Genomic DNA, 23,780 nt, shown 5'->3' on the forward strand with positions numbered 1-23,780 from the left:
CGCAAATACAGCGAGGTTGTGAGGCTTTATTCGCGACGCTCACCCTTTTGAGCCGCCGCAAGCGGCGTTCAAAACGCAAATGCGTTTTGTCGGGCACTGGCCGGAACCAAAGTGGCGAATAAGCTAGCCTGAATCAGTGCCCCGGGAAGGGAACCAGGCTATAACAGGTAATCCCCTGTTTTGCCAGACGCTGCTCACCACCCAGATCGAACAGATTGATGATGAAAGCGGCATCGGTCACTTCCCCACCCAGACGACGGATCAGCTTCACAGTCGCTTCGATTGTGCCGCCGGTCGCCAGGAGATCGTCCACCACCAGCACTTTATCGCCCGGTTTGATGGCATCAACGTGGATTTCAAGCTGATCGGTGCCGTACTCCAGCTCATAGCTTTCAGCGATCGTTTCACGCGGCAATTTGCGCGGTTTACGCACCGGAACAAACCCGACGCCCAGGCCCAGCGCGACCGGCGCGCCAAACAGGAAGCCACGCGCTTCGGTGCCGACAACTTTGGTGATGCCTGCATTTTTGTATCGTTCAACCAGCAATTCAATGCTGAGCGCATAGGCTTTCGGGTCTTCCAGCAAGCTGGTGACATCACGGAAAAGAATGCCCGGTTTCGGGTAATCGTGAATGCTTTTAATGCTATTTTTGAGAAACTCAAGCTGCTGTGCAGTCGCGGTCATGGATATATGCCTGCTATTACGGTGTTACTCACGGCGCGAATTAAGGGGGTCAAAGTAACGATTGTTTAACCTTTAACCGTCTGCGCCTGTGCTCGAAAACGGTCGAATTTACTGGCTGCGTAAGACAATTGCAACAGCGATTATTGCGCTTCAGTGCTTTTGTTGCTTTTCATCAATCACCGGTATCCGCCACATAAAAATCAACAGGCAGGCCAGGATCGCCAGCAGCAGTATTCGTACCCACATCATATGCACCAGCCAAAGCGAGATACCGAATGTAATCAATATCAATGCAATAGCGCGTGGTTTCGCCCCCGGCGGCATCGCGCGATGCTTTTGCCAGTGACGCAAATAGCCGCCAAACCAGGAGCGGTAAAGCAGCCAGTCATGAAAGCGCGGCGACGAACGGGCAAAACACCAGGCCGCCAGTAAAATAAACGGCGTAGTAGGCAATAGCGGCAACACGACGCCCAGCGTCCCTAACACTACCGCCAGCCAGCCAATGATGATTAAAATAGTACGTTTCATAATGACAGTACGTAGCACACAAGGCTGCTACTGTAGCATAACAGTTATCATTTTCATCGGAGTGTTACATTGAAAACCGCCATGCTGTTACACAGGCTGGAAAGCCAGCTCGCCAGTCTGCGCCAGCAGAGCGCGCCGCTGGCACAGCATGCGACGCTCAGCGCACGCTTTGACAGGCATCTTTTTCGCACCCGCAGCACGCTATTGAAGGCGTATCTGGATGAAGCCGGAACCAACCTTGACGCGTTGCGCCATGCGGTTGAACAACAGACGTTGCCGCAGATTGCCTGGCTGGCGGAACGCCTGGTTTCACAGATTGAGGCGATAACACGGGAAACCGCGACCTGGTCGCTCAGGGAGTGGGACAGCGCCTCCCCGGGGCTGGCGCGCTGGCAACGTAAACGCGTAAAACATCAGGAGTTTGAGCGTCGTCTGCTGGAAATGACCGAGGAGCGTAAAGCCCGTCTGGCACAGGTCACCGGCTTCACCGAGCAGCAGGCGCTGCACCGGGAAATCGAGGCGTTTGAAGGCCGTCTGGCGCGCTGTCGCCATGCGCTGGAAAAAATAGAGCGCGTACTGGCGCGCCTGACCCGTTAACCACTGGAGAAAATATGTCGCTTGAGAATGCCCCGGACGACGTCAAACTGGCCGTCGATCTGATCGTCCTGCTTGAAGAGAATCAGCTGCCCGCGCAAACCGTGCTACGCGCGCTGGAAATTGTGAAGCGTGATTATGAAAACAAACTAAAAAACGCGGAAGACGCCTCGCAAAGCGATTAAAAGGGAGCTGGTGCGTCCTCACCGTCAATGTCAGAGTCTGCGTCGGGACACAATGACGACGGACAGTTCATGGAACGACTTTCAACCACGCCGCATGATGCGGTATTTCGGCAACTGCTGACGCAAAAAGCGATCGCGCGGGGTTTTTTACAGATCCATTTACCTGACACCTTTCTTCGCATCTGCAATCTGGATTCCCTGACGCTGGAGTCAGGAAGTTTTGTCGAAGACAACTTACGGGCCAGCTATTCAGACATCCTCTACTCCCTGCAAACTACGCATGGACCAGGCTACGTTTATGCGCTGATTGAGCATCAAAGCAAACCCGATAAATTCATGGCGTTTCGCCTGATGCGTTATGCCATCGCCGCCATGCAGCGGCATCTTGATGCCGGGCACGACACGCTGCCGTTAGTGGTTCCCTTACTGTTCTACCACGGGTCAATTAGCCCGTGGCCCTACAGCCTGAACTGGCAGAATATGTTTTGTGAGCCCACGCTTGCCAATAGCCTTTACAGCAATGAATTTGCGCTGGTAGACCTGACCGTAATGCCGGATAATCAGATCATGCGGCATCGGCGGATGGCGATGCTGGAGCTGCTGCAAAAGCATATACGCCGACGCGATCTGGCCGAATTACAGGATCAATTAATCACGCTATTAACGCAGGAACACCTGACCCGCAGCCAAATCAGCGTGCTGATACACTATATGTTGCAGGTTGGGAATACCACGGACCCCGGCGCGTTGATCCGCAAACTGGCCAGCAGCGCCCCCCAGTATAAGGAGCAACTGATGAGCATTGCCGAATGGCTGGAAGAGAAAGGCAGAGCAGACGGCCTGCAAAAAGGAATGCAACAGGGAATGCAGCAAGGACGGCAAAAGGGCTTAGAAGAAGGTCGTCAGGCCGAAGCGCGCAGCATCGCTCTCAAAATGCTCGACAGCGGTCTGGCCCCCGATCTGATCACCCACCTAACCGGACTCTCGCCAGAAGAGCTGTCTGCACTCTCCCATTAGAGACACTCAGGGCGGCCTGGCCGCCCTGAACAGAACTTAGCCCACCGACGGCGTCGGATCGTCGCCTTTGATTTCGCGTTTAACTTCCGTCACTTCGTCACCTTTCTCATTGCGCAGATGCACTTCAAGCTGGTTAAAAGCGATGTCGATGTTATTTTCACGACACAAACGATCGATGGTCCGGTTCAGCTCATCCACCGTATGGCTGCGATCGCGCAGTTCACGCACGTACAGACGCAGTTCATGATCGAGCGTACTGGCGCCAAACGTGGTAAAGAACACCGCAGGTTCTGGCTCACGCATCACTTTCGGGTGCTCCGTCGCCGCCTGCAACAGCACTTTTTTCACTTTGTCCAGATCCGAGCCATAGGCGACGCCAAGGCGGATCACCAGCCGGGTGGTGGTGTCGGACAGCGACCAGTTGATCAATCGCTCGGTCACGAAGGCTTTGTTCGGAATGATCACCTCTTTACGATCGAAGTCGGTAATGGTGGTCGCACGAATACGGATCTTGCTGACCGTCCCGGAGAAGGTGCCGATAGTCACCGTATCGCCAATGCGTACCGGGCGTTCAAACAGGATAATAATGCCAGAGACGAAGTTACCGAAAATCTCCTGCAAGCCGAAACCAAGACCGACCGATAACGCCGCCGCCAGCCACTGTAGTTTGTCCCACGATACGCCAAGCGATCCGAATACCGTCATCGCGCCAACGGCAATGATGATGTAGTTGAGGATCGTGGTGATCGCATACGAAGCCCCCTGGCGCATTTTCAGTCTGGAAAGTACCAGAACTTCCAGCAGGCCAGGTAAGTTACGGATCAGCGCCCAGGCCACCATTGACACAATAATGGCAAACAGCAGGCTGCCCATCGTAACGTTTTTAACCACCGCGGCGCCCGCTTCCGTGCCGTTGTAGTGCCAGAGCGTGATGCTGTCGAGATAGCTGAACACGGTGATCAGATCGGACCAAATCGCCCAGAACATCACCCCGAACAGGGCAATCATCAGCAGCATGGTGATGCGCAGCGTTTGCTGGTTAACCTGTTCCAGCGCAATGGTCGGTTCTTCCTGCGGCTCCGCGCCTTCTGCCCCCTCTTTCACCAGATTCTGACGACGCGCCAGCGCACGGCGCCAGGCAATACGACGCGCCGCGACGCTCAGGCCGCGTAACACGGTCTGATACAGCAGGTTCCAGATAATCACCAGATAGACGGTTTCAATCCAGCGCCCGGACAGGCGTAGCGTGGTATAGAAATAGCCCGTCGCGGTCAACACCATCAACGCGACGGGAATGATGGAGAGCACGGTAATCGTGATCAGACGTAAACCATGCGACTCCTTATCACGCCAGCTATCGCGGCACATTGGCCACACCAGTAGAGTAATAAGCAGAAGGTTGAGGAAAATCACCACCTGCCCCAGCACATCGTCCATCAGATGCAGCGGAGAAAGTTCAGCGACCACCGACCAGAAATGCAGCGGCAGTAGCGCCAGACTGATGCGCACAATCTGGCGGCGCCAGTGGCTGGTCAATTTCGCCGGCATGCCGAAGTGCCGAATGGCAACGCCCTCTTTCTCCAGCACCTTCCAGCACAGACCGAATACCAGCCAGAACAACGCCAGCTTTTTACTGAACGCCCATAACAGGTCGCTAATATTCAACTGCATGGTGAGGAGGATCAGCCCCACCGCAAGGATTATCAGACAAACCGGCAAGGCGCGAATCAGATCGATGAAAATCGCTTTCGGCGTATTGAGCTGGCTGTCGTTACGCAATGATCCCACAGCAGCCGCCAGCTTCTCCTGGTACGCTTTAAGCCATTTCAGTCGCCAGCGAATCACCCCAGCGATCAGCAGCAAAGGCAGCCCCGCGAGGAATGCGATGAATACCGCAGGCCAGGCCTTTTCCCAGTTCACCGTAATTTTCATCGACCTGAACTGATCTTTCAGCGTTTGCGGGAAGGCTTTAATCCAGTCCCAGTCCATCGGGCGGTTACTGTTAACCCAAAAGATTTGCTGAGTCAGGATCTCTTTAAGGTTTTTCGAGACGCTCATCAGCTGCTGTTGATTGATTTGCAGGTTAATGGCCATCATCAGCTGATTACCCAGTTGCTTATTCAACTGATCCAGCAATTCCCTGCGCATATCAACCACTTGCAGCAGCGCATCATGCACTTCGTCATTAACCTCGTCAGTGTGCCCTTCTTCCAGTTTGGCCACAAAGGCATCGTTCTGAAACAAAGCGTCACGCTGCTGGTTAACTTCAAACTGCTCCAGACGCAAATCCGCAATCCGGTTGGTCATATCGACAAGTTCATCTGCCGACGGCAGCGTTTGCTGCTGCTGATACAAGATACGCGACAACAGCAAACTGCCTCTCAGCACCGCAATCTGCTCTTTGATATTGCGCTCTGATTGCAGCGCGCGATCAAGCCAGTTTTTGACTTTGATGTTCTGCTGCATGAGCGCGTTGCCGTTTTCGGTTGCCGTGATCAAACGCTGGCTCAGTTGATGATTGACATCCAGCTCCTGCTTCACAAGAGGGTTAGCCTGAATACGCGCCGTTTCATCCGGCGAGATCGCCTCCTGCGCCGTCTTCTCGGTTAGCGTCAGACGTTTGCTGTTGACCGCTTCCTGCAAAAGCTGGAGCTGGTGTTCCAGTCGATTGGTGTTCGCCGTGACGTAATCGCGCTGCTTTTGCAGGGTATCCTGCAAAACCGTATTGCCTTCCAGACTTTTGCGCTGCTGATCGATTTGCGCGTTAAGCAACGCCTGTTGCGCCTGTAGCAGAGCCTGTTGACTCGGGCGCAATGCGCTATCCCCGACACTGGTGCCGTCCAGTCGATTACGGATTTGCTGCATTTGCTGCGACGCGGTATACATCGCGTTTTGCACACGCTCAGGCTGCGTCTGGAGCGAAACCAGCTGACTATTGTAAGTCGCCAGATCGTTTTGCGAGTTCTGCAAATCATCCAGCACCTGCGCAACCCGAAGTTCCAGCTGGCGCAGCGAAAGCGTGCTCAACGTTTTTCGCGTTTCGTCGTCATTATCCACATCGCTGAGGGCATTCAGCGCGTCCGTCGCCTGACGCATTTTTTCCGGCGCCTGCGCGACTTTCTGGCGTAATTGCGTGGTCTCCTCTTTTACCCGATCGATTTTATCAAGCGTGGCGAGCGTATCGATGAGATCCTGCTGGACCAGTTTATCCAGCGCCGAGAGGTCTTTCTGTTTACCCAGCGCATCCAGCTGGCTTTGCACGTCTGCTTTCGACGGCAGATCGCCATTCGTTTGCGCACGGGCAAACGCCAACGACTGACCGCACAGCAATAACACAAAGAAAATGATTGAGATAAAAACAAGATGCGATGAACGTTTATAGAGCTGCAACATAGTCATGGGAGTGAAGGTTTCTGAACCGGAAGAATGACCGGAAATAGTCAAGCCGCAAGAATATCACGGCGGTGACGGACAGAATAGCGGAACGGAAAATGTCCAGGATAATTCCTGGAATGATATCAGGGGCTTTCGAGGGCAGGCGCCGCTCTCAGCGTCGGGCAAAGCAGATACATTTCCAACAAGATGGCGACGTAATCTCGCGCTTCTTTTTTCAGATCAAAGGATTGCGGCGCAAAAAGCCAGTTTTCCATGATGCCGGAAATATAGCCGCGCATTAATATTGCCGCACGACGCGTCATCAGGTTTCCCGGGAGCATTTTTGCTTTAATACAATGTGTTAGCGTTTGTTCAATGCGATCATAGCTTTCCACGCAGATGCTTCGCTGCGCCTGTTGCACTACCGCCATTTCACCCACGAATTCGCATTTGTGGAATATAATTTCCATCAATAAACGTCGGCGCTCTTCCGTCACGGTTGCTTCAAGAAGATGGACTAAAATTTCTCTTAATACTGATAGTGGATCGTCGGGGAATTTTGCCTGATACTCAATCTCAAGCTCACCAATATTGGATTCTGATAGCTCCCAGATTTCACTGAATAAATCCGACTTGTTTTTGAAGTGCCAATAGATTGCACCGCGTGTGACGCCAGCGGCTTTTGCAATCTCCGCGAGCGAAGTGGATGATACCCCTTGTCGCGAGAACAAACGCAGAGCTACATCCAGGATGTGTTGCCGAGTTTCCTGTGCTTGTTGTTTGGTTTTTCGTGCCATATGTCGGTGAATTTACAGGCGTTAGATTTACATACATTTGTGGATGTATGTACCATAGCACGACGATAATATAAACGCAGCAATGGGTTTGTGGACTTTTGACCATTGATCAATTTGAAATCGGACACTCGAGGTTTACATATGAACAAAAACAGAGGGTTTACGCCTCTGGCGGTCGTTCTGATGCTCTCAGGCAGCTTAGCGCTAACAGGATGTGACGACAAACAGGCCCAACAAGGTGGTCAGCAGATGCCAGAAGTTGGGGTTGTGACGCTCAAAACTGAACCTCTACAGATCACTACTGAACTCCCGGGTCGCACCAATGCATACCGTATTGCGGAAGTTCGTCCTCAGGTAAGCGGAATTATCCTGAAACGTAACTTTACGGAAGGCGGCGACATTGAAGCGGGTGTGTCTCTCTATCAGATTGATCCTGCGACTTACCAGGCGGCTTACGAAAGCGCCAAAGGCGATCTCGCTAAAGCGCAGGCGGCTGCAAATATCGCTCAGTTAACGGTTAAACGTTATCAGAAACTGTTGGGTACGAAATACATCAGCCAACAAGACTACGATAGCGCGCTGGCAGATGCGCAACAGGCGAATGCATCCGTTGTGGCGGCAAAAGCGGCCGTTGAAACCGCACGCATTAATCTGGCGTATACCAAAGTGACCTCCCCGATTAGCGGCCGGATCGGTAAATCATCCGTAACGGAAGGCGCGCTGGTACAAAACGGCCAGGCTACCGCCCTCGCGACAGTACAGCAACTCGACCCGATCTATGTGGATGTAACGCAGTCAAGCAACGACTTCCTGCGCCTGAAACAGGAGTTGGCGAGCGGCAAACTGAAGCAAGAGAACGGCAAAGCGAAAGTCGAGCTGGTCACCAGCGACGGCATTACCTATCCGCAATCCGGTACGCTTGAGTTTTCTGACGTCACCGTCGACCAAACCACCGGTTCTATTACGTTACGCGCAATCTTCCCTAACCCGGACCATACCTTACTGCCTGGTATGTTTGTTCGCGCACGTCTGGAAGAAGGCACCAATCCTGATGCATTGCTGGTTCCCCAGCAGGGCGTTACCCGTACGCCACGCGGTGATGCCAGTGCGTTGGTTGTCGGCGCCGATGACAAAGTGGAAACCCGTCAGATCGTCGCAAACCAGGCGATTGGCGATAAGTGGTTAGTCACTGATGGACTCAAATCGGGCGATCGCGTGATTGTTACCGGGCTGCAAAAAGTGCGTCCTGGCGCGCAGGTTAAAGCGCAGGAAGTCACCGCGGATAATGAACAGCAAGCCGCAAGCGCTAACCCGTCTGAACAGTCTAAGTCTTAACTTAAACAGGAGCCGTTAAGACATGCCTAATTTCTTTATCGATCGCCCTATATTTGCGTGGGTGATCGCCATTATCATCATGTTGGCAGGGGGCCTCGCGATCCTCAAACTGCCGGTAGCGCAATATCCAACGATTGCGCCGCCCGCAGTGACGATCTCCGCGACTTACCCTGGCGCTGATGCGAAAACCGTGCAGGACACGGTAACGCAGGTTATCGAACAGAACATGAACGGTATCGATAACCTGATGTACATGTCCTCAAACAGTGACTCCACGGGTACCGTGCAGATCACCCTGACCTTCGAATCCGGTACGGATGCAGATATCGCGCAGGTTCAGGTGCAGAACAAACTGCAACTGGCCATGCCGCTGCTTCCTCAGGAGGTTCAACAGCAGGGTGTGAGCGTTGAGAAATCATCCAGCAGCTTCCTGATGGTTGTGGGCGTCATTAACACCGACGGCACCATGACACAGGAGGATATCTCTGACTACGTTGCGGCGAACATGAAAGACGCCATCAGCCGTACGTCAGGTGTGGGTGACGTGCAGCTGTTTGGTTCGCAGTACGCGATGCGTATCTGGATGGACCCAACGAAGCTGAACAACTTCCAGCTCACGCCAGTGGATGTGATTAACGCGATCAAAGCGCAGAACGCCCAGGTTGCGGCCGGTCAGCTTGGCGGTACGCCGCCGGTGAAAGGCCAGCAACTGAACGCCTCCATCATCGCGCAAACGCGTCTGACCTCTACGGAAGAGTTCGGTAAAATTCTGCTGAAAGTGAACCAGGACGGCTCCCAGGTTCGCCTGCGCGATGTAGCAAGAATTGAACTGGGCGGTGAGAACTACGACATCATTGCGAAGTTCAACGGACAGCCTGCGTCTGGTCTGGGGATCAAGCTGGCGACCGGTGCGAACGCGCTGGATACCGCAAACGCCATCCGTGCAGAACTGAAGAAGATGGAACCGTTCTTCCCGTCAGGGATGAAGATTGTTTACCCGTATGACACCACCCCGTTCGTGACGATCTCCATTCACGAAGTGGTGAAAACGCTGGTAGAAGCCATCATCCTCGTGTTCCTGGTCATGTACCTGTTCCTGCAAAACTTCCGTGCGACGTTGATTCCGACAATCGCGGTGCCGGTGGTGCTGTTAGGGACATTCGCCGTGCTTTCGGCGTTCGGTTTCTCGATAAACACGCTAACAATGTTCGGGATGGTGCTCGCCATCGGCCTGTTGGTGGATGACGCCATCGTGGTGGTAGAGAACGTTGAGCGTGTAATGTCCGAAGAAGGATTGCCGCCGAAAGAAGCCACGCGAAAATCAATGGGCCAGATTCAGGGCGCGCTGGTGGGTATCGCGATGGTGCTGTCAGCGGTATTTATCCCGATGGCCTTCTTCGGCGGGTCTACAGGGGCTATTTATCGTCAGTTCTCCATCACCATTGTGTCCGCAATGGCGCTGTCAGTGCTGGTGGCATTGATCCTGACGCCAGCCCTGTGCGCCACCATGCTTAAGCCGGTTGCCAAAGGCAGCCACGGGTCAACCAAAGGTTTCTTTGGCTGGTTCAACAACATGTTCGAGAAGAGCACGCACCACTACACCGACAGCGTAGGCAACATCCTGCGCAGCACCGGTCGTTATCTGCTGCTCTATCTGATCATCGTTGTCGGCATGGCTTACCTGTTCGTTCGTCTGCCAAGCTCCTTCTTGCCGGACGAGGACCAGGGGGTTTTCCTGAGCATGGCGCAGTTGCCAGCGGGCGCAACCCAGGAGCGTACGCAGAAAGTTCTCGATGAGATGACCGACTATTATCTCACCAAAGAGAAAGATAACGTTGAATCCGTCTTTGCGGTTAACGGCTTTGGTTTTGCTGGTCGTGGTCAGAACACCGGTATCGCGTTCGTCTCGTTGAAAGACTGGGCCGACCGTCCGGGGGATGAGAATAAAGTCGATGCGATCACCGGTCGCGCGATGGGCGCATTCTCCCAGATTAAAGATGCGATGGTGTTCGCCTTTAACCTGCCAGCGATTGTCGAACTGGGTACGGCAACGGGCTTCGACTTCCAGTTGATTGACCAGGGCGGCCTCGGTCATGAAAAACTGACGCAGGCGCGTAACCAGCTGTTTGGCGAAGTTGCAAAACACCCGGATCTGCTGGTCGGCGTTCGTCCGAACGGTCTGGAAGATACGCCGCAGTTCAAGGTCGATATCGATCAGGAAAAAGCGCAGGCGCTGGGTGTTTCCATTAGCGATATTAACACGACGCTGGGCGCAGCATGGGGCGGTAGCTATGTGAACGACTTCATCGACCGTGGTCGTGTGAAGAAAGTTTACGTCATGTCTGAAGCGAAATACCGTATGTTGCCGGAAGATATCGGAAACTGGTATGTGCGCGGTAGCGATGGTCAGATGGTGCCATTCTCGGCCTTCTCCTCCTCGCGCTGGGAATACGGTTCACCGCGTCTGGAACGCTATAACGGTCTACCTTCAATGGAAATCCTCGGCCAGGCGGCACCAGGTAAGAGTACCGGTGAAGCAATGGCGATGATGGAAGAGCTGGCAAGCAAACTGCCATCCGGCATCGGCTACGACTGGACCGGGATGTCTTATCAGGAACGACTGTCCGGCAACCAGGCGCCTGCCCTGTACGCCATTTCACTGATCGTGGTCTTCCTGTGTCTGGCGGCGCTGTATGAGAGCTGGTCTATTCCGTTCTCCGTTATGCTGGTGGTGCCGCTCGGGGTTATCGGCGCGCTGTTGGCGGCAACCTTCCGTGGCCTGACCAATGACGTTTACTTCCAGGTGGGCCTGCTCACAACCATTGGGTTGTCGGCGAAGAACGCGATACTTATCGTCGAATTCGCCAAAGACTTAATGGATAAAGAAGGCAAAGGTCTGATAGAAGCAACGCTGGAAGCGGTACGTATGCGTTTACGCCCGATCCTGATGACGTCTCTGGCGTTTATCCTCGGTGTTATGCCGCTGGTTATCAGCTCTGGCGCAGGTTCCGGCGCGCAGAACGCTGTGGGCACCGGCGTAATGGGCGGGATGGTCACCGCAACGGTTCTGGCTATCTTCTTCGTTCCGGTCTTCTTTGTGGTGGTACGCCGCCGCTTTAGCCGCAAGAGCGAAGACATTGAGCACAGCCATTCGGTAGAGCATCATTGATTCATCTCCTGTGAAAAGGCCGCGCAAGCGGCCTTTTTTCTGGATAAAAATCATAAAAAGCGCTTATTGTTAGTTTGTTTATTCACCGTAGAATAAATAAGACATATAATCCCCAGCGTGCTAAAGGCTATTCTTAGAGAGTCTGGTCATTTCTTATTTTTTCCGTTAATTAAGAAATCATTAAGATTATTCCTGGTATATCGTGAGTGTAACAGCCTTCTTAACAATCGTTGTTAGCACAAATGACGATAACTCAATGATTGCAAAAACAATAAAAAGATCGCCTCATTTCAGGCATCGTCTTTTACGGTTAAAATGTAAAATTGCGTTGGGGCAACATACTTTTACCTAATTGTAATTTTTCGTAATAGGACGATGAAATCTTTTTTAGAGTGGATTATAGTTAAAACATCAGGAGAAGAGCGCAAGTTCCAGGTCAGTTAGTTGTATCCATCCCGAAAGGTGTTCGGTTAGTTCAAGCCACTAAGAAGGGGATGCGTTATGGATGAGTACTCACCCAAAAGACATGATATCGCACAGCTTAAATTTCTCTGTGAAACCCTGTATCATGACTGTCTTGCAAACCTTGAGGAAAGCAACCACGGTTGGGTTAATGACCCTACTTCGGCAATCAATCTTCAGCTCAATGAACTGATAGAGCATATTGCAACCTTCGCACTTAATTATAAAATTAAGTATAATGAGGACAATAAGCTGATTGCACAGATAGATGAATATCTGGATGACACCTTTATGTTGTTCAGCAGTTACGGCATTAATGCGCAGGATCTGCAAAAATGGCGAAAATCAGGAAACCGCCTGTTTCGCTGCTTCGTCAATGCCACCAGGGCGAATCCTGTTAGCTTGTCATGTTAAAAATTATTACAATCATAGGTAAGATTTATGTCCGATAAACCATTAACGAAAACAGATTATTTGATGCGTTTACGACGCTGCCAGACAATAGACACGCTGGAACGTGTAATAGAGAAAAATAAATATGAATTGTCTGACAATGAATTGGCTGTATTTTACTCAGCAGCAGATCACCGTCTTGCAGAATTGACGATGAATAAGCTCTACGACAAGATTCCCACCTCCGTGTGGAAATTCATTCGCTAATTTTTGCATAACGCTATGGAGAATACGTTCGTTCTGCCTGACCGAGGGCTTCCCTGTATTTACCGTTAATTCCTATTTTACGTCTCGTGATTTAGATCACATCAAGGTAACGGGAACGTTCCCTTAAAAGGCGTTGCGCTTTACTGTACTGCGGCAGTTAATCCACAAACAGAAGAGTGCATAATGAGCGAAGAAAAGCAGAAGATGATTGCCGGTGAGTTATATTGCCCGGCCGATGAGACATTGCGCAACGACCGCCTGCGGGCGCGCCAGTTGCTTCATCGATACAACCACTCCGCACCGGACGAGAAGAATGCGCGACAGGCTATTCTGAGCGACCTGCTAGGCCAGAGCGACGGTGCGTATATTGAGCCCTCCTTCCGCTGTGATTACGGTTACAATATTTACCTCGGCAAAGCATTTTACGCTAACTTCGACTGTGTGATGCTGGATGTCTGCCCGATTCATATCGGCGACAATTGTATGCTCGCGCCTGGCGTGCATATCTATACGGCGACGCACCCGCTGGATGCCACAGAACGCAATAGCGGTAAGGAACTGGGTAAACCTGTAACCATCGGGAATAATGTCTGGATCGGCGGTCGCGCCGTGATTAACCCTGGCGTCACCATTGGCGATAACGCCGTTATCGCATCAGGCGCCGTCGTGACCAAAAGCGTTCCGGCCAACGTTGTGGTCGGTGGAAATCCCGCGCGAATCATTAAAACGCTGTAAAGCGAATTGTAACTGTTATGATAAATTGTGGTTAATCTGTTACTTTTTTCATGAAGTTCGCCCTTCTAAAATGGGCTGTTCCCTGAATGTTACAGAAATCACAAAGGCAAATGATGACAGAAATACAGCGCCTGCTGACGGAAACGATTGACGATCTCAATGCTCGCGAGAAACGCGACAACAGACCGCGTTTCAGTATTAGTTTTATTCGCAAACATCCGGGGCTGTTTATTGGCATGTATATCGCCTGGTTTGCCACGCTGGCCGTCATGCTGCAATCAGACACGCTGGTGGATTCAGTGTGGCTGCTGGTCGTATTATTCGTCCTGTTGAATGGTTTTTTCTTTTTTGATGTCGCCCCGCGTTATCGCTACGAGGATATCGACGTGCTGGATTTCAGGGTTTGCTATAACGGAGAATGGTATAACACGCGCTTCGTTCCCCCTGCGCTGATCCACGCTATTCTTCAGTCACCGCATGTTGGCAGCGACCAGAAAGCACAATTACAGAAGATGATAACGCGTAAAGGCGAACTCTCTTTCTACGATGTTTTCACGCTCACTCGCACAGAAACAAGCCACTAGTTTTCTCACTGTTGCAGATGTAAAAAGTGCGTACCGTCCCTGGCACGCACTGTAGTCCCTGCAATGTTGGCAAATCATTAACGTCTTTTTTTACGACCCTGCACCGCTTTAAAACGTGGATTGGATTTGCAGATCACATATAAACGCCCTTTGCGTTTAACTATCTGGCAGTCCGGGTGCCGCTGCTTTGCGCTACGCAATGAATTCAGTACCTGCATCTTATCCTCGCTTAGCGCCAATAAAATTTCCGAAACGTTTCTGGAAACGTGCTGCGCTGCCTTCGTTATCAAAGGTTTTTTGTTTTCCGGTGTAATAAGGGTGTGATTTAGAAGACACCTCAATGGTGACATACGGATAGGTCACGCCCTCAAGCTCAATCTCACGTTCGGTTTTGATCGTTGACCCCACCTTAAAGTATTCATTCGCACTGGTATCGTGGAACACCACGGTGCGATAGGCAGGATGGATATTCGGTTTCATGACAGCCTCAACATTATGTTATAACGTAACAATAAAATACGCCGCAAATTGCCGCTTTTCAACCCTCATAATGATGTGGTTATCCTTCAACATTGTACGTTTTAAGTCGAAACAAGCCCTTATTGAGCCAGAAAGAGCAAAAGCAGTTAGAATAACGTGATTAAACGAAGGGCTTTTTTACGTTCAGATATACTCGCCATATGCTGCATCAATAAGGATATCACCGTGACAACACGACATTTGGTCAGCCTGGTCACAGGGGTGCTCATTCTGTCTGTCCTTGCCCCTGTGGGATTAAGCCTCTGGCTCGCTCATCGCCAGGTTGAAAAGAAATTTATTGAGGAACTTAACGTCTATTCATCACGCGTAGCCTTACGCGCTGACAAAGTTGCCTCCCAGAGCAAACTGGCGTTAGACCAGCTAAACGCCTTTCGCGGTACGCCTTGTAGTAATGCGCATTTACTGACAATGCGCCGAATATCTTACAGTCTGCGCTACATTCAGGAAGTGCTATACCTCGACCAAAATATGCCTGTTTGCTCATCGCTGGAGCAAAAAAGCGCCCCCTTCGTTTTCCCCAAACCGGAAAAGATCACCCAGGACGGCTACCGCATATGGCTTACCTCGCAAAATGATTTAGGGCTCAAGCGCTTTATGGTCGCTGTGGGTAAAGGACACTATGTGGTCATGATGGACCCCGCCTCCTTCATTGATGTGATCCCATTTAGTTCATGGCATATTGATGCCGCTATTATTGGCGAAGCAAATAACATCGTGGCCGCCAGTAGCAATCGGCTCGATCCCGACATTATTCGACAATTGCAGCAGTCGCCCGGTCAATACCGGGAAGATCGCAACAGTGTCTACACGATTCAGCGCTCTCCCGAAATGAACATCGCCATCGTGACCTGGGCCTCTACGCTGCCGCTACAAAAGAACTGGTATCGCCAGGCTTTTACCTGGCTGCCGCTGGGGATGATGGCGAGCCTGCTGGCGGCGGCGTTTATTCTGCGCATTCTTCGCCACTTACAATCACCACGCCACCGTTTGCTGGACGCCATCCATAACCGTGATATTAAGGTGCATTATCAGCCGATTATTTCGCTGAGTAGCGGGAAGATAGCAGGCGCGGAAGCGCTGGCTCGCTGGCCGCAAACCGACGGCAGCTACCTTTCACCAGAAATATTTATTCCCCTCGCAGAACAAACGGGGCTTTCCGAACCGCTCACCCACCTGATTTTAGAGACCGTTTTTGAGGAGATGGGAACATGGCTGCGACAACACCCTGAGCAGCACATTTCTATCAATATTGAGGCAACGACCCTTGCGTCAGAGAAACTTCCGGTACATCTCAGCCAGTTGCTTAACCGGAGTCAGATTTCACCGTCGCAAATCGCGCTGGAGCTGACCGAGCGTGAGTTTGCCGATCCCAAAACCAGCGCGCCAGTCATTGCCAGATACCGCAAAGTCGGTCACGCGATTTATCTTGATGACTTTGGCACCGGCTATTCCAGTCTTTGCTACTTACAGAATCTGGACGTGGATATTCTGAAAATCGACAAGTCCTTTGTTGATGCGCTGGCCTACAAAAATGTGACGCCGCATATTATTGAAATGGCGAAAACGCTGAAGCTGAAAATGGTGGCGGAAGGTATTGAAACGACGCATCAGGAGGACTGGTTACGCCAGCACGGCGTGCAGTATGGTCAGGGATGGCTTTACAGCAAAGCGCTGCCCGCCGCAGAATTTATTTTGTGGGCGGAGAAACGGATTTAGAATGGGGACGGCTGGCGGCACGCCGCACAGCCTGTCGCTTCAGTCATCCAGAATGGGAGAGAATCCGCCGTAAATCATGCGCTTGCCATCAAAAGGCATGGCATCGCCAAACTCTTTCATTCGTGGATCTGACATCATTTTCTGATTCGCCGCGTCGCGAACCTCTTTCGAAGGGTATTCAATCCAGCTAAACACCACTTCTTCGTGATCTTCCGCTTTCACCGCCATGCGAAAGTCGGTCAATTTGCCATCCGGCACATCATCAGCCCAACACTCAACGACGCGTAACGCCCCAAACTCTTTAAAGAGAGGAGCCGCTTTTGCCGCCATTTCCCGATACGCCTCCTTGTTTTCAGCAGGTACGGCAACCACAAAACCATCAACATACTTCATGAGAAAAACCTCCGAAGCGTACTGCGCGGCAAGCCAATTCTGGCCGCGTCAGTCGTTGTTAAGTCTAGTCGCCATCGCGTTACTCTGCTGTGGGCGAATGACGAACCCGAATGCGTGCCCGGGGTTGATAGCGAAACCACGGCAAGCAGATCTGAATCAGCGGCCCGATAGCCAGCGCATACAATACCGTACCGACGCCCAGCGTCCCCCCCAGCAACCAGCCGCTCAGCAATACCGAAACTTCAATCGCCGTACGGATGGCGCGTATCGACCAACCGGTGCGCGCGTGAATCCCGGTCATCAGGCCATCTCGCGGGCCTGCGCCGAAACCGGCCCCAATATACATGCTGGTCGCCAGCGCGTTGACCACTACAGCGGAGATCAACAGAACACTGCGGACCAGCAACGACTCAAAAGCGGGCAGTACGGCCAGCGCAACATCCGCCGCCAGCCCAATAACGATCACGTTGCTGATGGTGCCAAGGCCCGGGCGTTGACGCAGCGGTATCCACAGTAATAACACCAGCACGCCAACGGCAATAATCACCATGCCAATGTTCATTGACAGCAAATTCGCCACGCCAAGGTGGAAAACGTTCCACGGATCGGCCCCTAAGTCCGCACGCACAAACATTGCGGTCGATACGCCATAAAGAGCCAGACCGGTATACAGTTGAATCAGACGACGCAGCATTCTTCCATTCTCCCCGTTCAGATACCTTTCATCTTCACCGCAATTGGCACTATGATTAATGTCCAGTTTTAAAAAAGTGGACTGCTATGTCATCACGCCGCTATGGAAGCCAGTCTCTTCAGCGCCTGCTTGGGCACTGGCAGGAGACCCCCTCACGTACTCCTGTCTGGCGTCAGCTGGCGGAGGCCCTGCGTCTGCTGATTCTTGATGGCCGACTGGCGCTCGATAGCCGACTGCCCGGCGAACGCGAACTGGCCGCCGTATTGAAGATCAGCCGAACCACCGTCGCCAGCGCAATGGCGCAACTTCGGGAAGAAGGCTATCTGGAAAGCCGTCAGGGTAGCGGCTCGCGGGTGATCTTACCGGATGCCATCCACCCTGTGCCCACGCGCGGCGGAGCCAATATGGCATTGGATCTCTCTACCGCCGCGCTCAGCGCAGGCCCTGAAATTCACCAGGCTTACCAGCAGGCGCTTTGCGCAATGCCGCAGCATCTGCTGAGTTCCGGGTATCTGCCGCAAGGCTTGCTCTCTTTACGTGAATCTATCGCCCGGCACTATTGCGAGCGCGGCTTGCCAACCCGCCCTGATGAAATCATGGTGGTCAATGGCGCCGTGAGCGGGCTGGCGCTACTCCTGCGACTCCTGACGGGCCCGGGCGATCGCGTGGTGGTGGATCACCCGACCTACCCGCTCGCAATCGCCGCGATTCAGGGAGCCTCCTGTCGCCCCGTTGGCGTCTCATTGCCCGAACAGGGTTGGGACACCGCCGGTCTGATGGCGACCATTGCGCAGACCGCGCCGAGAATGGCTTATCTGATGCCGGATTTCCATAATCCCACCGGGCGCTGTATGGATGCCGCCACGCGGCAAGCGGTCGCGGATATTGCCGCCAGAACGCATACCACGCTGGTTGTGGACGAGACGATGGTTAATTTGTGGTACGACGCCCCGCCGCCGCCCCCACTCGCGCATTACAACGCCGACGCGCCGATTATTATGCTGGGATCGGCAGGAAAAAGTTTCTGGGGCGGGTTACGTCTGGGGTGGGTTCGCGCCTCATCACGGACAATCGCCGCGCTGGTACAAACCCGGGATACGTTTGATTTAGGATCGCCGGTACTGGAGCAGTTAGCGACCGGCTGGCTGCTTGATAATGCCGCCAGCTTTCTTCCTGACAGACGGCAGTTGCTGTCCCAACGACGCGACCTGTGTTGTGAACTGATGCACGCGTATTTTCCTGAATGGCGCTTCAGGCAGCCGCAGGGCGGGCTCTCTTTTTGGGTGGAGTTACCCGACACGCTGGCCACGCTCTTTGCAACGCGCGCCGAAAGCGAAGGGATTCAACTGGGCACCGGTACGCGTTTTGGTCTCGCGGGTGCGTTTGATCGTTTCTTACGTATGCCGTTCACCCTGCCGGATGAAACTCTGCGATCGGCTTTTCAGACATTACAGCCGATATGGGACAACCTGCGCTCACAAAACAGCGCAGGGAAAATACGCAAAATTATCTAATATGGCCTGTCATCGTCGTTTTATTGCTGGCGTGGGACGGGGAAACCTTTCAGGGAAATAATGAAGTTCTCGCCGTCTTTCTTTATTTTTGCCCCGGCATCGCACCAGTCGGAGGCAATACGAAAGAATTCATCACTACCAACATTCCAGTTAAGACGAACATGCTTCACATAGCCGGAACGCAGTAATTCGCAGGCTTCGCCATAATTACTGGCGATTGAGAGTTGTTGTTTCATTTTTTCTTCTTGAGTAATCTGCGTAATGCTTTGATTTCTTTAGGAGTAAGCGGCTCATCTACGGATTCTTCCGTATGCTGACTGTCGATATCACTCGCCGAGACTCCCGCCTCTTCTGCGGCCTCAAATGCAATCAGCAGCAGTTTTTCTGTGGTGATACTTAAGTTCTCATTATTTGCTTCGGCATAATGGCGAAGCTTCTCTTTTAACGTCTCATCGATTTTGACATTTAGTACAGCAGTAGCCATCGTAAAGAGTCCTTGTAAACAGGCAAAACACGTCGTGTGCGACACAGCTATCGTCACCGCGTGAATATCAGGGCACAAACTGATTAATAACGTCCCGATAACACTCTGCCAGCATTTGATGACAAAATAATGACGTTAATATGACAAGAGGAGGAAAATGAAGAGGTTGCCGGACGGCAGAATTGGGTGGGGGCCCTGCCAGCTACATCCCGGCACACACGTCATCTGCTCTGGCTGCTTCCTTCCGGACCTGACCTGGTAAACAGAGTAGCGTTGCGGGAGAACCAACAGAGCCCCCATTGAGAGCGTTGTTAACCAACGCGCAGGCGCATTATCACTGCTGGCCCCTGTAAATGCAACCCATCCAACATCGGATGCTGTTTTCTTGCGCAATGAGGCTTCACTCCCCGGCGGTTCACGATTATGCTGAAAGATTATCGCAGGAATGAATGATGGACAGACAAGACACTTTCCCCCAACGCGTCTGGCAAATCGTGGCCTCAATCCCCGAAGGGTTTGTCACGACTTATGGCGACGTCGCCCGCCTCGCCGGTTCACCTCGTGCCGCGCGTCAGGTCGGCGGCGTATTAAAACGATTGCCGGAAGGCAGCACCCTCCCCTGGCATCGGGTCGTGAATCGTCATGGCGCCATCTCCCTGACCGGACCAGACCTGCAACGCCAACGTCAGGCGTTACTGTCAGAAGGCGTGGTGGTCTCGGGGAGTGGGCAAATCGATATGCAACGATATCGCTGGATTTATTAACCCTCTCCGGCCGGAGAGGGTTGTCCTGTGAGAGCTTAGTACTGTGTCGGCGCCGGTACGGCGGAAGACGGGTTCACCTGCGTCGGCGACGTTGACGGTACGGTTGTCGCTGCGCCGCCGCTGGCCTGAACAGGCACTGCCGTTTGCTGAACCGGCACCAGCGTCAGATCCGCTTTCGTGCCGCCCTGATTAATAACTGGCTGTACGGTATCGGTGATAAAGACCAGTTTGTCATTAATCGTCACGGCGGCGCTCAACAGAATCCGCGCATTTGGCTGGATGTCAGCCGGGTTAAACGGCAGTACAAAGCTAAATGGCGACTGTTTCCCCTCGGTGCGCACCGCTTTCTGCGACAGCACTTTCGACGGCGCATCCGCCAGTGAGGCATCAGACAGCGTCACGGTCAGTACGGCATCCGGTGGCAGGGCCACTTTCTGACGGATCCAGACGGTACCGGAGACATTAGGTTGCTGAATAGTTGACTGTGTAGCCACGCCAGAAGTATTTGGGTCAGGCGCAGGCGTCTGGATATCTGCGCTTCTGTCTGCGCAGGCTGCCAGAGCAACCGCAACCGCTAAACCACTTACCATGTGCACGAGTTTCATTAAATTCTCCTTATCATCAATGCATCAGCGGGAGGTGCTTTACCCGCCGGAAGAGTGGTTAACAAAGACATAACGTGACTAAGTGTGGCATATCTCACTTATTTTTGCCTGGAATTAGTCCGTAATTCAGACTATTGCACCCATCGGACCACTTTCAAAATTGCGTTATACTCTGCCTACCTCGCTTCGGCGCCGTTGTTACCTGGAGAGCACGTATGAGTCAGGCACTGAATAATTTGCTGTCATTGTTAGATCTGGAAAAAATTGAAGAAGGACTCTTTCGGGGCCAAAGTGAAGACTTAGGATTACGTCAGGTTTTTGGTGGTCAGGTGGTCGGTCAGGCGCTGTATGCCGCCAAAGAGACCGTACCTGAACAACGTCTGGTTCACTCTTTTCACAGCTACTTTCTGCGCCCCGGCGACAGCCTGAAGCCCATTATTTACGATGTGGAAGTTCTGCGCGACGGCAACAGTTTCAGCGCGCGTCGCGTCGCCGCCATCCAGAACGGGAAGCCTATTTTCTATATGACAGCCTCCTTCCAGGCGCCGGAAGAGGGATTTGAGCATCAGAAAACCATGCCGGACGCCCCTGCGCCGGAAACGCTGCAATCGGAGACGGAGATCGCCCGTTCATTGGCGCATCTGCTGCCGCCCGTGCTGAAAGAGAAATTTATCAGCGACCGCCCGCTGGAGATCCGCCCGGTGGAGTTCCACAACCCGTTAAAAGGCCACGTTGCGAACCCGACGCGTCAGGTCTGGATCCGCGCCAACGGTACGATACCGGATGATATCCGCATTCATCAGTATCTGCTGGGTTATGCTTCCGATCTGAATTTCCTGCCCGTCGCGCTGCAACCCTACGGCATCGGCTTCCTGGAGAAAGGTCTGCAAATTGCCACGATCGACCATTCAATGTGGTTCCATCGCCCTTTCAACATGAACGAATGGTTGCTGTACAGCGTAGAGAGCACCTCGGCTTCCAGCGCCCGTGGTTTTGTTCGTGGGGAGTTTTACACGCGGGATGGCGTGATGGTCGCGTCGACCGTTCAGGAAGGCGTGATGCGCAATCGCAATTGAAAATGGCCGAATGGCGACGCAAAAGCGTCGCCATTCGGCCTGTTGATGATCAGGCGTTATACGCATTCTCGCCGTGGCTGTTGACGTCCAGACCTTCGCGCTCCTGCTCTTCCGGTACGCGCAGCCCAACGGTGATATCCGCCAGTTTGTAGCCGATAAACGCCACTACGCCAGACCAGACGATGGTGATAGCGATACTCTCCAGCTGCACCAGCAGCTGATGCCCCATCGTCACGCCTTCGGCAAACCCTACACCGCCGAGCGTGGTGGATGCAAAGATCCCGGTCAGGATACACCCAACGATGCCGCAAACGCCGTGGATGCCAAACACATCGCAAGGATCGTCCACACGCAGCAGACGTTTAAGCATCGTCACGCCCCACAGACCCGCCAGCCCCGCAACGACACCGAGAATCAACGCGCCGCCGACGCCAATGTAACCACAGGCTGGCGTTATGCCGACCAGTCCCGCGATAGCGCCGGAGCAGGCGCCCAGCAGAGACGGTTTACCGCGCAGCGCCCACTCGCCGAAAATCCACCCCAGAATAGCGGCAGCCGTTGCCACCACGGTGTTAACAAAGGCCAGTGCAGCAATCTCGTTCGCCATGCCCGCCGACCCGGCGTTAAAGCCAAACCAGCCGATATAGAGGATCGCGGTGCCGGTGAAAACCATCGGCAGGTTATGGGGTTTGAACGCCTCTTTACCAAAGCCGACACGTTTGCCAATCAGATAAGCGCCCACCAGACCAGCAATCGCCGCATTGATATGCACGACCGTACCGCCCGCAAAATCCAGCGCGCCGTGAGAAGCCAGCAAACCGCCGCCCCAGACCATATGCGCAATCGGGATATAGGAGAGCGTCAGCCACACCACCACGAAAATCAGTACCGCAGAGAAGCGGATACGTTCAGCCAGCGCCCCTACGATCAGCCCGACGGTAATGCAGGCGAAAGAGCCCTGGAAAGCAACGTGAATATACTGGTAGAAACTGCCCATCACTGCCGTGAGCTCAATATTTTTCAGCATCACCCAGTTGAAGTCGCCAAAGAAGTTGTTCCCCTCGCCAAAGGCCAGCGAATAGCCGTAAACAACCCACAAAATACAGACCAGCGCGAAGGTGACGGCAACCTGCGTCAACATCGACAGCACGTTCTTTCCACGGATCAATCCGCCATAGAACAGAGCAATGCCCGGAATGGTCATGAACAGCACCAGCGCGGTGCAAATCATCATAAAGGCATTGTCGGCTTTATCCACAACCGCCGGAGCCGCCATTGCCAGACCTGGAAGCAAAGCCAGTGAAGCAAGGCCAGTTTTCATCGTTGCTATCTTCATCTTTTCGTTCCCTATCACTGTGTGCCAGGAGTTACAGTGCCGCTTCGTCGGCTTCGCCGGTACGAATACGAATGACACGTTGCAGCTCAGCGACAAAAATTTTGCCGTCGCCAATTTTTCCGGTGTAGGCCGCCTTGCTGATGACCTCAATGACTTCATCAAGCTGGTCGTCGGCAATCGCCACATCAATCTTCACTTTGGGCAGGAAGTTGACGCTGTATTCCGCACCGCGGTACAGCTCGGCATGGCCTTTCTGACGCCCGAAGCCTTTCACTTCGGTGACTGTCAGCCCTTGAATACCAATCGAAGACAGTGCTTCACGGACGTCTTCCAGTTTGAACGGTTTGATTACCACGGTAACCAGCTTCATAGATCCCCTCCTGTCAGAATTCGATAATGTCTGCCGCTTCACGACAGGGATATTGCAAGGGGTGTGCCAGAAATGAAAAACGCGGGATAATTCAGGCTTGTAGGGTACGGCAGGGGAAGGAAAAGAAAAAACGCACTATAACGGTGCATGGTACGTTACATT

The 23,780-nt window shown here is 52.9% G+C and carries 25 protein-coding genes, 1 other RNA gene and 1 pseudogene; 13 read left to right on the top strand and 14 right to left on the bottom strand.

The window, feature by feature from the left end:
• Positions 1-133: 133 nt before the first annotated feature.
• Both apt and CKO_RS11400 read right to left on the bottom strand, forming a co-directional pair.
• The gene (gene apt / locus CKO_RS11395) at positions 134-685 is read right to left on the bottom strand and encodes an adenine phosphoribosyltransferase (RefSeq protein ID WP_012133504.1); all 552 of its coding nucleotides are present in this window, start codon (positions 683-685) and stop codon (positions 134-136) included.
• 150 nt (positions 686-835) lie between these two features.
• A complete protein-coding gene (locus CKO_RS11400) occupies positions 836-1,213 on the bottom strand; it encodes a DUF454 family protein (RefSeq protein ID WP_012133505.1) in 378 nt (125 codons plus the stop codon).
• A 69-nt stretch (positions 1,214-1,282) separates the two neighbouring features.
• On the opposite strand from CKO_RS11400, the gene priC reads away from it, so the two are divergent.
• The 3 genes from priC (at position 1,283) to CKO_RS11415 (ending at position 3,009) form a co-directional block, all read left to right on the top strand.
• Entirely contained in the window at positions 1,283-1,810 is a 528-nt protein-coding gene (gene priC, locus CKO_RS11405; protein ID WP_024130585.1) for a primosomal replication protein N'', read from the top strand.
• A gap of 14 nt (positions 1,811-1,824) precedes the next feature.
• Positions 1,825-1,992: a pleiotropic regulatory protein RsmS gene (gene rsmS, locus CKO_RS11410; protein WP_012133507.1), complete on the top strand. Its 168-nt coding sequence runs from the start codon at positions 1,825-1,827 to the stop codon at positions 1,990-1,992.
• 69 nt (positions 1,993-2,061) lie between these two features.
• Entirely contained in the window at positions 2,062-3,009 is a 948-nt protein-coding gene (locus tag CKO_RS11415) for an Rpn family recombination-promoting nuclease/putative transposase (RefSeq protein WP_024130586.1), read from the top strand.
• Between the two features lie 36 nt (positions 3,010-3,045).
• On the opposite strand, the gene mscK is transcribed toward CKO_RS11415, so the two are convergent.
• Positions 3,046-6,408, bottom strand: coding sequence for a mechanosensitive channel MscK (mscK, locus tag CKO_RS11420; protein ID WP_012133510.1), 3,363 nt, complete (start codon positions 6,406-6,408; stop codon positions 3,046-3,048).
• A gap of 119 nt (positions 6,409-6,527) precedes the next feature.
• Complete coding sequence (acrR, locus tag CKO_RS11425) at positions 6,528-7,181, bottom strand: multidrug efflux transporter transcriptional repressor AcrR (RefSeq protein ID WP_012133511.1); 654 nt, start codon at positions 7,179-7,181, stop codon at positions 6,528-6,530.
• Between the two features lie 141 nt (positions 7,182-7,322).
• On the opposite strand from acrR, the gene acrA reads away from it, so the two are divergent.
• The 6 genes from acrA (at position 7,323) to CKO_RS11455 (ending at position 14,126) form a co-directional block, all read left to right on the top strand.
• Entirely contained in the window at positions 7,323-8,516 is a 1,194-nt protein-coding gene (gene acrA / locus CKO_RS11430; protein ID WP_012133512.1) for a multidrug efflux RND transporter periplasmic adaptor subunit AcrA, read from the top strand.
• A 22-nt stretch (positions 8,517-8,538) separates the two neighbouring features.
• Positions 8,539-11,685: an efflux RND transporter permease AcrB gene (acrB, locus tag CKO_RS11435; RefSeq protein ID WP_012133513.1), complete on the top strand. Its 3,147-nt coding sequence runs from the start codon at positions 8,539-8,541 to the stop codon at positions 11,683-11,685.
• Between the two features lie 501 nt (positions 11,686-12,186).
• Positions 12,187-12,561, top strand: a complete 375-nt coding sequence (gene tomB / locus CKO_RS11440) for an Hha toxicity modulator TomB (protein ID WP_012133514.1) — start codon at positions 12,187-12,189, stop codon at positions 12,559-12,561.
• A 27-nt stretch (positions 12,562-12,588) separates the two neighbouring features.
• Positions 12,589-12,807 (top strand): HHA domain-containing protein, encoded by a 219-nt coding sequence (locus tag CKO_RS11445; protein ID WP_002892050.1) that lies wholly within the window; start codon positions 12,589-12,591, stop codon positions 12,805-12,807.
• Positions 12,808-12,990: 183 nt separating this feature from the next.
• Positions 12,991-13,542, top strand: a complete 552-nt coding sequence (gene maa / locus CKO_RS11450; protein ID WP_012133515.1) for a maltose O-acetyltransferase — start codon at positions 12,991-12,993, stop codon at positions 13,540-13,542.
• A gap of 113 nt (positions 13,543-13,655) precedes the next feature.
• Positions 13,656-14,126, top strand: a complete 471-nt coding sequence (locus CKO_RS11455; protein ID WP_024130587.1) for a YlaC family protein — start codon at positions 13,656-13,658, stop codon at positions 14,124-14,126.
• A 77-nt stretch (positions 14,127-14,203) separates the two neighbouring features.
• On the opposite strand, the gene ykgO is transcribed toward CKO_RS11455, so the two are convergent.
• Together ykgO and CKO_RS11465 are read right to left on the bottom strand one after the other, a co-directional pair.
• Entirely contained in the window at positions 14,204-14,344 is a 141-nt protein-coding gene (ykgO, locus tag CKO_RS11460; RefSeq protein ID WP_003859006.1) for a type B 50S ribosomal protein L36, read from the bottom strand.
• Between the two features lies 1 nt (position 14,345).
• A complete protein-coding gene (locus tag CKO_RS11465) occupies positions 14,346-14,606 on the bottom strand; it encodes a type B 50S ribosomal protein L31 (RefSeq protein ID WP_012133519.1) in 261 nt (86 codons plus the stop codon).
• A gap of 225 nt (positions 14,607-14,831) precedes the next feature.
• Here CKO_RS11465 and CKO_RS11470 point away from each other — a divergent pair, with 225 nt between their 5' ends.
• Positions 14,832-16,382, top strand: coding sequence for an EAL domain-containing protein (locus CKO_RS11470; RefSeq protein WP_024130588.1), 1,551 nt, complete (start codon positions 14,832-14,834; stop codon positions 16,380-16,382).
• Positions 16,383-16,421: 39 nt separating this feature from the next.
• Here the strand turns inward: CKO_RS11470 and CKO_RS11475 are convergent, their stop codons facing one another.
• Together CKO_RS11475 and yczE are read right to left on the bottom strand one after the other, a co-directional pair.
• On the bottom strand, positions 16,422-16,775 hold the full coding sequence (locus CKO_RS11475) for a DUF1428 domain-containing protein (protein WP_012133521.1): 354 nt from the start codon (positions 16,773-16,775) through the stop codon (positions 16,422-16,424).
• Positions 16,776-16,854: 79 nt separating this feature from the next.
• Positions 16,855-17,469, bottom strand: a complete 615-nt coding sequence (gene yczE / locus CKO_RS11480; protein WP_012133522.1) for a membrane protein YczE — start codon at positions 17,467-17,469, stop codon at positions 16,855-16,857.
• 86 nt (positions 17,470-17,555) lie between these two features.
• On the opposite strand from yczE, the gene yczR reads away from it, so the two are divergent.
• A complete protein-coding gene (yczR, locus tag CKO_RS11485) occupies positions 17,556-18,983 on the top strand; it encodes a MocR-like transcription factor YczR (protein WP_012133523.1) in 1,428 nt (475 codons plus the stop codon).
• A 20-nt stretch (positions 18,984-19,003) separates the two neighbouring features.
• Here the strand turns inward: yczR and CKO_RS11490 are convergent, their stop codons facing one another.
• From CKO_RS11490 to ffs, 3 genes are all read right to left on the bottom strand, one after another.
• Positions 19,004-19,219 carry a hypothetical protein gene (locus CKO_RS11490; protein ID WP_012133524.1) on the bottom strand — a complete coding sequence of 72 codons (216 nt, stop codon included), beginning with the start codon at positions 19,217-19,219 and terminating at the stop codon, positions 19,004-19,006.
• Positions 19,216-19,467, bottom strand: a complete 252-nt coding sequence (locus CKO_RS11495; protein ID WP_012133525.1) for a hypothetical protein — start codon at positions 19,465-19,467, stop codon at positions 19,216-19,218. Before CKO_RS11495 ends, CKO_RS11490 begins: the two co-directional genes overlap by 4 nt.
• A gap of 193 nt (positions 19,468-19,660) precedes the next feature.
• An RNA gene (gene ffs / locus CKO_RS22525) (signal recognition particle sRNA small type) lies at positions 19,661-19,757 on the bottom strand.
• A gap of 84 nt (positions 19,758-19,841) precedes the next feature.
• Here ffs and CKO_RS11500 point away from each other — a divergent pair.
• Positions 19,842-20,231: pseudogene (locus CKO_RS11500) on the top strand (MGMT family protein).
• Between the two features lie 35 nt (positions 20,232-20,266).
• Here the strand turns inward: CKO_RS11500 and CKO_RS11505 are convergent.
• Positions 20,267-20,836: a YbaY family lipoprotein gene (locus CKO_RS11505; RefSeq protein WP_012133527.1), complete on the bottom strand. Its 570-nt coding sequence runs from the start codon at positions 20,834-20,836 to the stop codon at positions 20,267-20,269.
• 215 nt (positions 20,837-21,051) lie between these two features.
• Here CKO_RS11505 and tesB point away from each other — a divergent pair, with 215 nt between their 5' ends.
• Positions 21,052-21,912 (top strand): acyl-CoA thioesterase II, encoded by an 861-nt coding sequence (gene tesB / locus CKO_RS11510; protein ID WP_012133528.1) that lies wholly within the window; start codon positions 21,052-21,054, stop codon positions 21,910-21,912.
• Between the two features lie 49 nt (positions 21,913-21,961).
• On the opposite strand, the gene amtB is transcribed toward tesB, so the two are convergent.
• Both amtB and glnK read right to left on the bottom strand, forming a co-directional pair.
• Positions 21,962-23,248: an ammonium transporter AmtB gene (gene amtB, locus CKO_RS11515; protein WP_024130590.1), complete on the bottom strand. Its 1,287-nt coding sequence runs from the start codon at positions 23,246-23,248 to the stop codon at positions 21,962-21,964.
• Positions 23,249-23,279: 31 nt separating this feature from the next.
• Positions 23,280-23,618 (bottom strand): P-II family nitrogen regulator, encoded by a 339-nt coding sequence (gene glnK / locus CKO_RS11520; protein ID WP_012133530.1) that lies wholly within the window; start codon positions 23,616-23,618, stop codon positions 23,280-23,282.
• Positions 23,619-23,780: the final 162 nt, after the last annotated feature.

Origin of the sequence: Citrobacter koseri ATCC BAA-895, from assembly GCF_000018045.1 — a bacterium.
In the GTDB taxonomy this organism is placed as follows: Bacteria; Pseudomonadota; Gammaproteobacteria; order Enterobacterales; family Enterobacteriaceae; genus Citrobacter_B; species Citrobacter_B koseri.

Bases quoted from the DNA above. Each gene is read 5' to 3' on its own strand.
- yczR (WP_012133523.1), top strand. From the start codon at position 17,556: ATGTCATCACGCCGCTATGGAAGCCAGTCTCTTCAGCGCCTGCTTGGG.
- amtB (WP_024130590.1), bottom strand. From the start codon at position 23,248: ATGAAGATAGCAACGATGAAAACTGGCCTTGCTTCACTGGCTTTGCTT.
- rsmS (WP_012133507.1), top strand. From the start codon at position 1,825: ATGTCGCTTGAGAATGCCCCGGACGACGTCAAACTGGCCGTCGATCTG.
- CKO_RS11455 (WP_024130587.1), top strand. From the start codon at position 13,656: ATGACAGAAATACAGCGCCTGCTGACGGAAACGATTGACGATCTCAAT.
- CKO_RS11505 (WP_012133527.1), bottom strand. From the start codon at position 20,836: ATGAAACTCGTGCACATGGTAAGTGGTTTAGCGGTTGCGGTTGCTCTG.
- tomB (WP_012133514.1), top strand. From the start codon at position 12,187: ATGGATGAGTACTCACCCAAAAGACATGATATCGCACAGCTTAAATTT.
- tesB (WP_012133528.1), top strand. From the start codon at position 21,052: ATGAGTCAGGCACTGAATAATTTGCTGTCATTGTTAGATCTGGAAAAA.
- CKO_RS11490 (WP_012133524.1), bottom strand. From the start codon at position 19,219: ATGAAACAACAACTCTCAATCGCCAGTAATTATGGCGAAGCCTGCGAA.
- CKO_RS11400 (WP_012133505.1), bottom strand. From the start codon at position 1,213: ATGAAACGTACTATTTTAATCATCATTGGCTGGCTGGCGGTAGTGTTA.
- glnK (WP_012133530.1), bottom strand. From the start codon at position 23,618: ATGAAGCTGGTTACCGTGGTAATCAAACCGTTCAAACTGGAAGACGTC.
- maa (WP_012133515.1), top strand. From the start codon at position 12,991: ATGAGCGAAGAAAAGCAGAAGATGATTGCCGGTGAGTTATATTGCCCG.
- CKO_RS11475 (WP_012133521.1), bottom strand. From the start codon at position 16,775: ATGAAGTATGTTGATGGTTTTGTGGTTGCCGTACCTGCTGAAAACAAG.
- acrR (WP_012133511.1), bottom strand. From the start codon at position 7,181: ATGGCACGAAAAACCAAACAACAAGCACAGGAAACTCGGCAACACATC.
- ykgO (WP_003859006.1), bottom strand. From the start codon at position 14,344: ATGCAGGTACTGAATTCATTGCGTAGCGCAAAGCAGCGGCACCCGGAC.
- acrB (WP_012133513.1), top strand. From the start codon at position 8,539: ATGCCTAATTTCTTTATCGATCGCCCTATATTTGCGTGGGTGATCGCC.
- CKO_RS11415 (WP_024130586.1), top strand. From the start codon at position 2,062: ATGGAACGACTTTCAACCACGCCGCATGATGCGGTATTTCGGCAACTG.
- CKO_RS11445 (WP_002892050.1), top strand. From the start codon at position 12,589: ATGTCCGATAAACCATTAACGAAAACAGATTATTTGATGCGTTTACGA.
- acrA (WP_012133512.1), top strand. From the start codon at position 7,323: ATGAACAAAAACAGAGGGTTTACGCCTCTGGCGGTCGTTCTGATGCTC.
- mscK (WP_012133510.1), bottom strand. From the start codon at position 6,408: ATGACTATGTTGCAGCTCTATAAACGTTCATCGCATCTTGTTTTTATC.
- yczE (WP_012133522.1), bottom strand. From the start codon at position 17,469: ATGCTGCGTCGTCTGATTCAACTGTATACCGGTCTGGCTCTTTATGGC.
- CKO_RS11465 (WP_012133519.1), bottom strand. From the start codon at position 14,606: ATGAAACCGAATATCCATCCTGCCTATCGCACCGTGGTGTTCCACGAT.
- apt (WP_012133504.1), bottom strand. From the start codon at position 685: ATGACCGCGACTGCACAGCAGCTTGAGTTTCTCAAAAATAGCATTAAA.
- CKO_RS11495 (WP_012133525.1), bottom strand. From the start codon at position 19,467: ATGGCTACTGCTGTACTAAATGTCAAAATCGATGAGACGTTAAAAGAG.